We start from the raw sequence: 1,777 nt of genomic DNA, 5'->3' as shown, positions 1-1,777 counted from the left end.
AACCTGTAACACGAGGCCAAATGGCTATTTTTATCGCTAGAGCTTTTAAATTGACTGAAGAAGAAGCGATTTCATTCTCTGATGTGCCAATCGATAAATCTTCTTATTCATCAGTCCGCAAGATTTATTCTTTCGGTGTCACAAAAGGATACTCTAATGGAAAATTTCTTCCTGATAGCTCAATTATAAGAAGTGAATTTTCCGGATTGCTTGCACGTGCTTTGAGCGATGAGTTCAGACTATCTATCAATACTTGCGGGTATGAACCAAAGAGCAAAAAACAGGACAGACAGACAGTTAACTGTTTATTGACGCGAGAAGCGCTCAAAGCAGGGATTCCACCGGAAATTGTTAAGTCAGTAGCTACAAAAGAAAGTGGACAATGGAAACAATTCGATTCGAATGGTAATCCAATCATTACTGCTGATGGCGGGATTGGGTTGATGCAAATCACTACAACCGCTGGATACGATGTAGATCTATTAAAATCTGATCTTGCTTATAACATATTTGCTGGAGTAGATATGTTGAATAAGAATTTCAAAAATACAAACTTGCCGTCAATTGGTGATATGAAGCGAGAAGAATTGCAAAACTGGTACTTTGCAGTAATGGCGTACAATGGGATTAAACCTAAAAACAGCCCACTCTACCAAGATAGCGGTCTAACAAACACTACAGCTTATCAAGAAGGTGTTTACCGTTTATTGAGTGAAGCTTATGATTTATCCAATATCAATCTTGTTCCCATGAACATGACATCACTTGATTTCCAATACGATAAAAATTCAACAGCGAATATCGTATTCAAAAAAATGCATTATGAGGTTTCTGTAGCTGACAAAACTTTATCAAAAGAAATGTTTGAAGCTGGAGATACTGTGCGGTACATTAATGATGGCCGACTACGTCCATCTCCTGGAACTTCCTTTAGAGAAATAACGAAAATCACGTCTAAAGACAAAATCACCATCCTTGGAGGTCTTGTTTATGACGAAAATAAGGATTCGACCAATACTTTTGCTTGGTATCCAGTCAAAGTCGAGCAAAATGGCAAGACTTACTATGGCTATATTGCATCAAAATACATTAAATAATTATTTGCCTTGCTGATGATCAATCGCAAGGCTTTTTTGTAATATTCATTTTCCTCTCCTAAGACATCGTGAACGAAATGATAGATTGGCAATCTCATAAGAAGAGTTATGTTGGTCTTTGAAACAAGTTTTTATTCTTGAAAGTTGCTTTCCTATATTTATCGCTCAGATAACGGTAATTATCGCTCATATGAACCACTTTATCGCTCAAAGCCATCTCACTCGCAAGTTTACTTGCTTAACCCATCGACGTCTTTTTATCGACTTGCTCTAAAGAATCCCTCTCCAACAGAAAAGAGCCATGCAACGTCAGTGGAATGGCTCCCATTTAGGGGTTAGGGTTAGGGTCATGGCTGGCCATAAAACTCTTAATGGTCTCGTTTTCGCTGCGCTCCTGTTCAAACATTAAAAAAGATCACAAAAAAACCGACACCTCGGAAGGTATCGGTTTCTTATTTTGCCTAGCGACGTCCTACTCTCACAGGGGGAAACCCCCAACTACCATCGGCGCTAAAGAGCTTAACTTCCGTGTTCGGTATGGGAACGGGTGTGACCTCTTTGCCATTATCACTAGACTATTTGAGTGTTTGTTCACTCAAAACTGGATAAACGGGTCATTGAAAACCATTCAAATTCATTTTGGTTAAGTCCTCGATCGATTAGTATTCGTCAGCTGCACA

The 1,777-nt window shown here is 38.9% G+C and carries 1 protein-coding gene and 1 rRNA gene; one reads left to right on the top strand and one right to left on the bottom strand.

Going from position 1 to position 1,777, the window contains the following annotated elements:
* Positions 1-1,097, top strand: a 1,097-nt coding sequence (locus AC1DSL_RS17860) for an S-layer homology domain-containing protein (RefSeq protein ID WP_477533267.1), incomplete at its 5' end; no start/stop codon positions are given.
* Between the two features lie 459 nt (positions 1,098-1,556).
* On the opposite strand, the gene rrf is transcribed toward AC1DSL_RS17860, so the two are convergent.
* Positions 1,557-1,672 (bottom strand): 5S ribosomal RNA (gene rrf, locus AC1DSL_RS17855).
* Positions 1,673-1,777: the final 105 nt, after the last annotated feature.

The organism is Paenisporosarcina sp. P4_D4 (assembly GCF_056401835.1).
This window is presented reverse-complemented; position numbering and strand designations above follow the sequence as displayed.